The 6,359-nt window shown below is 46.4% G+C and carries 6 protein-coding genes; 2 read left to right on the top strand and 4 right to left on the bottom strand.

Annotation, left to right across the window (positions count from 1 at the left end; all coding sequences use genetic code 11):
- Positions 1 to 418 precede the first annotated feature (418 nt).
- The 4 genes from DXA93_RS13995 to DXA93_RS13980 form a co-directional block, all read right to left on the bottom strand.
- On the bottom strand, positions 419 to 1,558 hold the full coding sequence (locus DXA93_RS13995) for a hypothetical protein (RefSeq protein ID WP_055226864.1): 1,140 nt from the start codon (positions 1,556 to 1,558) through the stop codon (positions 419 to 421).
- A gap of 686 nt (positions 1,559 to 2,244) precedes the next feature.
- Positions 2,245 to 2,934: a CvpA family protein gene (locus DXA93_RS13990; RefSeq protein ID WP_055265670.1), complete on the bottom strand. Its 690-nt coding sequence runs from the start codon at positions 2,932 to 2,934 to the stop codon at positions 2,245 to 2,247.
- A 12-nt stretch (positions 2,935 to 2,946) separates the two neighbouring features.
- On the bottom strand, positions 2,947 to 4,143 hold the full coding sequence (locus tag DXA93_RS13985) for a DUF5711 family protein (protein WP_118601385.1): 1,197 nt from the start codon (positions 4,141 to 4,143) through the stop codon (positions 2,947 to 2,949).
- 88 nt (positions 4,144 to 4,231) lie between these two features.
- The gene (locus DXA93_RS13980; RefSeq protein ID WP_243109230.1) at positions 4,232 to 5,359 is read right to left on the bottom strand and encodes a LysM peptidoglycan-binding domain-containing protein; all 1,128 of its coding nucleotides are present in this window, start codon (positions 5,357 to 5,359) and stop codon (positions 4,232 to 4,234) included.
- Between the two features lie 17 nt (positions 5,360 to 5,376).
- Between DXA93_RS13980 and DXA93_RS13975 the strand changes: the two genes are divergently transcribed.
- Positions 5,377 to 5,682, top strand: a complete 306-nt coding sequence (locus tag DXA93_RS13975) for a hypothetical protein (protein WP_119208604.1) — start codon at positions 5,377 to 5,379, stop codon at positions 5,680 to 5,682.
- A gap of 56 nt (positions 5,683 to 5,738) precedes the next feature.
- A complete protein-coding gene (yyaC, locus tag DXA93_RS13970; RefSeq protein ID WP_119208602.1) occupies positions 5,739 to 6,326 on the top strand; it encodes a spore protease YyaC in 588 nt (195 codons plus the stop codon).
- Positions 6,327 to 6,359 lie beyond the last annotated feature (33 nt).

Raw genomic sequence — 6,359 nt, 5'->3', positions numbered from 1 at the left:
ACTCTACAACAAACATATCAACATTTTAACAAACGCTATTTCAAAGGATCTATAATACTTCTAGCCATATTCTTAAACGATTTTTTTATAATGCTTAAATCAACTTTTAAACTTATCCTCTAATTAAAATGAGGACTACCACTAATTAACACTGTAGCAACCCTCATCTTTCTTACATTTTAGTGATTAGCATTAGATCCAAATACACTTGTGTATAACTGATTCTGCGCCTGAGCTTTCTGAACATAGGCAGACCCACACGTAGAAAAGCATGTGCATGAACACGGTCCATTTGCATAAACACTCACATTATTTCTTCCCTTATGTTCTTTCTTTTTAAGCGTTTTCTTCATTTGAATACCTCCCTTCGAGCATAATTTTATTACCCATTGCGATCGCAAAAGTAATCCAGTAAATTTTAGTCGTCTAAAAGTTGCATTATTATCCATTTATATGCGTTATAACAATTTTCAAACTGCATTTGCTCCATCCTTGTTTTCACATTCCATCCTTTTTTATCAAAAACCTCAAAATCTATCAAACTATTACTTTCAAATATATTTTTATCCGTTTGAATAATAAGCACATCTGGATTGTATATTGTATTTACTGCCATTATTAACGTCTCTGTCACATTCCCATGCGTATAAAATTCTAATGGAATTTCTGCCACGCAAGACTCTTTTAGGTTCTTTTCTGATGTTAATACTATACACTCATAGTCTTCCTTCCCAAAACACTCATATAACAACTTTGCCCCAATAACAGTACGTGTTAAAATTATCGGAATTGACCACGCTTTATTATTCACAATCCCATTCCATTCCAATTCTTTTTCATAGATACATTTGTTTATATGATTCATAATAAATTTTTTTGCATCTTGGTATGAACCTTTTTTATTTTTCCTTAAATAACATATCAAAAGCACAGTAATAATCGGAGCTGCAAAACTATTTGATTTGTATTCTTTCCCAACAATCTTCTTTAAAACGTCATCAAAATTTAACTGTATCGAATTCATTTCCGAAAAAGGAAATGATTTAGACACCGAAATTTCTTTTTCCTGCAATTTAGCAATATAATTTCTTACCCCGAAAACCCCATCAAAGCATGCCGGCCATGTAGGAAAGTTTGTATTTGATAGCGCTGCACATAATATCATTTTATTAGAAACCATTTGTTTTATAATATTTTCTATCTTTTTTGCATCTATATAATTTGTTGTTCCAACACTCATATGCACAAGTTTTATCTTTTCTTTTAAGCACCATTCTAACGCCGCTTTGAATGAATCAATGCTACCTCTTTCCCCTGTTTCCATAATTTTTATAGAGATAAATTCTACCTCTGGGCAAAAATATTTGATGATACTATAACACTTATCGCCATGTGTTAGTTTATATCTCTTTCTAAACAGATTATCTTTTTTTTCAGAATTGCACAAAACAACTTTTTTATTCTCATCAACATAGTATTCATTCTCACTCAGAAACAGCCCCCCTGCTGTCCCGTCATCTATAATTACATATTTTCCATCGTTTTTTTTATTTTTCATATGCAAATAGTCTTGTTCAGCTTTTCTTTTTCGTCTACATACTTACATTATATCTATATTTCTTCTTTTTTCAATGTGCTTTTTGTACATATTTTCAGTTTTTATTCATTATAAATTCACATAAATATTTTTTTTCACAAAAACATGTAATTTTTTTTTATATAAATACGTATATTTATAGATATTTCTTTTCATATCAGTTCAACCCCCATATTTTCCACAACTCTCAACTTTTTCCACTAATATCCTATTTGTTCTTTCATTTCCATTCTTATCCCCTTCTATCTAGCAGATTCTTCCGCTCTCAACTTCAGAGAAAAAGCGGTCGGCGTGTGGGCGGCGGATGCGGTGGGAGGGGAGAAACGTGCCGGGGCGCGGGGCATTGATTTGGGTGGGAGCGGAACCTGACGCGGACGGGACGGAACGGGGGAGATGAAATCCGGCTCACAAAGCCGGATTTCAAGAGACACTGAGTCGGGAAAACATCAGTTTTCCTGACGAATTGTCTCGGTGCTCCCCCGTTCCGTCCCCATCCACGCCAAGGTCTCCCGCCCCACCCAAATCACAGCCCCGCACCCCGGCACGTTTCTCCCCTCCCACCGCATCCGCCGCCCACACGACGTCCGCTTTTCCTCGTCCCCCCTCCCACCAAAAAACGGCCCCACAAGGAACCGTTTTTTCTCATCTTATAATACATTCTTCAACAGCATCAGCACCGGATTATTCTCCCGAATCCATGCCAGCGCCATATCGCCCTGGATCTGCTTCATGCATACATTCCCCCAGTGTGTCGCCTGAAAGCAGTACACCACCGCAAAGAAAATCCAGATCCACAGCACCGCACGCACGACACCAAGTCCTGCTCCTCCCATGCGGTTCAAAAAGCTGATCCCCGGAATCTCCGCAATCAATTCCACAATTTTCACCGCAATCGTCACGAAAACAACGGCAAGCACCAGCGTCAGAAAGAAAGCAATCCCTTTCATAATCTTTTCCGATACCGCCTTCGCCGCGTAGGATGCCAAACTGTGCAGCTGTTCCTCCTGGTACTCCCGCACCGCGCCGCTTCCGAGGATCTGGTTCACCAGCTCCTCCGGCACGCCCATGCTCTCCAGCCATTTCTTCTGCACATCCTGGTTTTCCCCCGACAGAAATTCATTGTTTTCAAATGTCTCTAAACATTTCTTCTCCACATACTGCGGCAGCGTTGTCCGCTCATTCAGCACATCCGTTACATACGGATTCATCCAGATCGCCAGTCCTGTCACCAGAATCAGGGACACCATGGACAGCACTGTCCGGACCAGCCCCTTTCGATATCCAGCCAGCGCGGAAAGAATACACACCGCAAGTAATACGTATCTCAGCCAATTCATGTTTTTCTTCTCCTATTTCAGCCGGATCATCGAAACGCCGTCCTCCTCCGCGAGCAGATACCGGTTCTGCCCCATGCCGAGGATCTCGTGAATCTGTGTTTCGCTGACCACGCCGCTGTACTTCTTTCTTCCATTTAAGGTATATACACACAGTTCCTGCCGGTTCGTCAGCAGAATCTGTTTTTCTTCTATCTGAAGGTTCTGGTAATAGAAATCCAGATTTTCATCCGCAAGCTGTTTTCCTTTCAGATTGTAGATTTTCATCCGGTACGGATGATCGTCACTCTCCCCGCGCAGAATCAGAACCACGCGGTCGTCTGCATACGCGCAGCTTAAAATTTCTCCATCTTCTGATACGCTCACTGTCTCTTTCGGCTTGTTCGTTCCTTCATAGATGCGGAAGCCGTTGTCAAAGAAGGCAACCCATGAGGATGTTCCCGCGGTTTCGATCTGCGGGCACAGCATATCGGTATAGCTCGATGAACTTGCAAGGTTGTCCACCAGATCCTCGCCCCTGCTCCCGAAATTGTAGAAAGCGACCTGTGATTTCATCTTGCCGCCGTCTTCGTAAGCGTAGGAAACCGCCATCCAGAGTCCGTCCGAAGAAAGCGAGAGATCCATCGGATAGCCCGGACTGTCCATATTCGGGTGGGAGGAGGCGATCTCCGTTCCATCGGTATTATAGTATTTGATCCAGCTCTCCCCGTTGTTTTCCAGAATCGCCGCAACGACGCCCTGGCCTGCAACGGATGCTTTCACGATCGGATACGACGCGGTAATTTCGCCGGCCTTTCCATCGGCATCGTATACAACAATTTTCGTTCCGTTTTTATCATAAATGGCAATTGCATCGCCGCAGGATATCATCTGCGGATTTTCCATGGTATAATGATCGCTCCAGAGGGTCTGATTTTTCCGGTCGCGCAGTTCGATGCCGTCGATGCCGTAGCGCACGATCTTATTTCCGGATTTCTGAAACATATACGTATCGGTGTCTTCGGTCTCTGTTGCCTGCAGCGTGTCGTATCCCTGAAAAGTACGCAGCTGAATCCATACCCCTGTACCGATTCCGGCTGCGAGAATGGCTCCCGCAAGGATTCCGACGGTGATCCGGCGTCTGCGTTTTCTTTTTCTGTTTTCTGCTTTATACTCCTCAAGATCCCGGACTTTTGCTCCGTTCTCCTGTTCTTCTCTGTTTTTTCCGTCCATTTTCATTCCCCTTATGTTCTTTTCGGACTTATTTTCTGCCGCCCTTTCGGCCGCAGTTTGATTCCGCTCTAGTGTACCATATTTTTCTCTATTTTGGGAGGTATATTTTCTGCCCCGCATATATGAGGTCTTCCACCGCGATCTGGTTCAGTTCGCAGATATCTTTCACTCTGCTCATCGTTCCGTAATATCTCTCACTGATTTTCGAGAGGCTGTCCCCCTTCTGTACGGTGTACTCCTGCCAGACCTGCGCGGCGGTTTCTGCCGTCTCACTGCCGGAAGCAGTTCCCGGGGCGGACGATGGCTCTGCTCCCGGTGCTGGATCTGTCTGCGCCGTACCGGTATTGTTCTCCGCTGCACCAGTCTGCTCCCCGCCGAATGTGCTTTGCTCTCCGCTGCCTGCCGGATCCGTTCCGGATAAATTCTGCTCCTCACTTACCGCCGCGCTCCCGCTCTCATTTTCCGTTTCCAGTTCCGTTCCTGTGCTTTCCGGTGTCGAAGTATTTTCCCCTGTGTTTCCCTCTTCCGCCGCTGATGCTTCCGCTGCACTCTCCGCCGTCTGTGTCTTCTCTCCCTGTACGTTTCCCGCCACTGCTACCGTCTGCTCCTTTGTTTTCCCCGGAAACGGCAGCGCATCTCCGTATTTCTGCGTCACCGTCACAAGAAGCGCCGCAGCCGCGCATGCTGTCATCGCATAGAGGATCGGCTTTCTGTGATCGTGTTCCGGCTCCTCCCCGCTCTTCTCCTCAATCATCTTCCGAAAATCGCTGACAGCGCGGTCGGGCACGCTCTCTCCGTTTTCGATCGACCGGTTCTGATTCTGATCGATCAGATACGACTGCATCGGCTCATTCTTTTCATAATAAATGTAAAAGCCTCCCGTGCTCCGCAGGGTGCCGCCCTCGTACGTATAGAAGGTTTCCTCTTTTTCCTGTCCGTTGACGCGGAACAGCGTCTTGTCATTTCCGCCGAAGTGGTTCAGATGCGCTCGGATGATCTGTTCATTCAGATCCTCCCCGTATCCCGGAAGAGAAAGTGCCCAGCCGAGGATCTGCTGGTTTTTGAAATATTTTTCCATCACATCGTGGACCTCCGTCCATACTGCATCATCGAAGACCAGGTGATCCGGCGCCGGCTCCATCGTATGAATCGCGGCCGCGCTGCGGATAAAAAAGTAGGAAATTCCGTCCGCCCACTTAAATTCGCCGAACAGCATGGCGGCACGTCCCTCTGGTGCGGAAAATATTTTTTCAGAAAGGTTCCGACATAATCTTCCAGATAAATCCGCTCCCTGCCGTTCGTATCACCGACCTGGCGGATATTTTTCGGCAGATGAAAGTATCCCTCGTTGCCGTTCGCCTGCTCTTTGTTTTCTTTATAGACAATCTCAATCATGCTTTTCACCCCTTTTTGCCTACTTTATCACGGATGTTCCGCGAAAAAGATCGTTTTGGGGCAGGGCTGTCACGGTTTTTTCCGACTGTTTTCCCGTTTTTCTGCACCAGAGGGCATGTCATGTTTTTTTCATTGCAGGAATAGTTTATACCATATACGGTTAAACTGTGGATGATTCTTCTGAAAGGCAGGTACCGGTCATGTTTCGAAAAAAAGACGCCGAAGTTTACTACATCAATGAGCGAAGCCGCAGCGCCAGCGAAGAGCTGGCGTCGCTGTTTTCTTACTGCATTCAAAAGGACGGACGCATATTCCGTGAACTGGTATTTCTCTGCATCGGAAGCGACCGGATCACTGGGGATTCCTTAGGACCGCTGATCGGGTACCAGCTTTCGCCGTACTGCAGCCGCGTTTTTCATGTCTACGGAACTCTGGATGACCCGGTGCACGCCCTGAATCTGCCGGACCGGATTTCGTACATCCATTCCCGCCACCCGGAGGCACTGCTCGTTGCGATCGATGCTTCGCTTGGTTCGCGGCGTCATCAGGGATACATCACGATCGGAAACGGGGCGATCCGGCCGGGCGCGGGGGCAGGAAAGACGCTGCCCGAGGTCGGGGATATTTTTATCACAGGCATTGTGAATGTATCGGGCAGTTTTGAGCAGCTTCTTCTGCAGACAACCCGGCTTGCGACGATTTTTCATATGGCGGAATCCATCTCGCAGGGAATCCTGCTCGCCTGCCGGGAACTTGAGGCGGCCGGGACAAGCGAACTTCTGCTTTAAGAAAAACTGCAGACAACAAAACAGGCAGAGACT

The organism is Blautia sp. OF09-25XD (genome assembly GCF_003482095.1).
Lineage (GTDB): Bacteria > Bacillota > Clostridia > Lachnospirales > Lachnospiraceae > Fusicatenibacter > Fusicatenibacter saccharivorans.
This window is presented reverse-complemented; position numbering and strand designations above follow the sequence as displayed.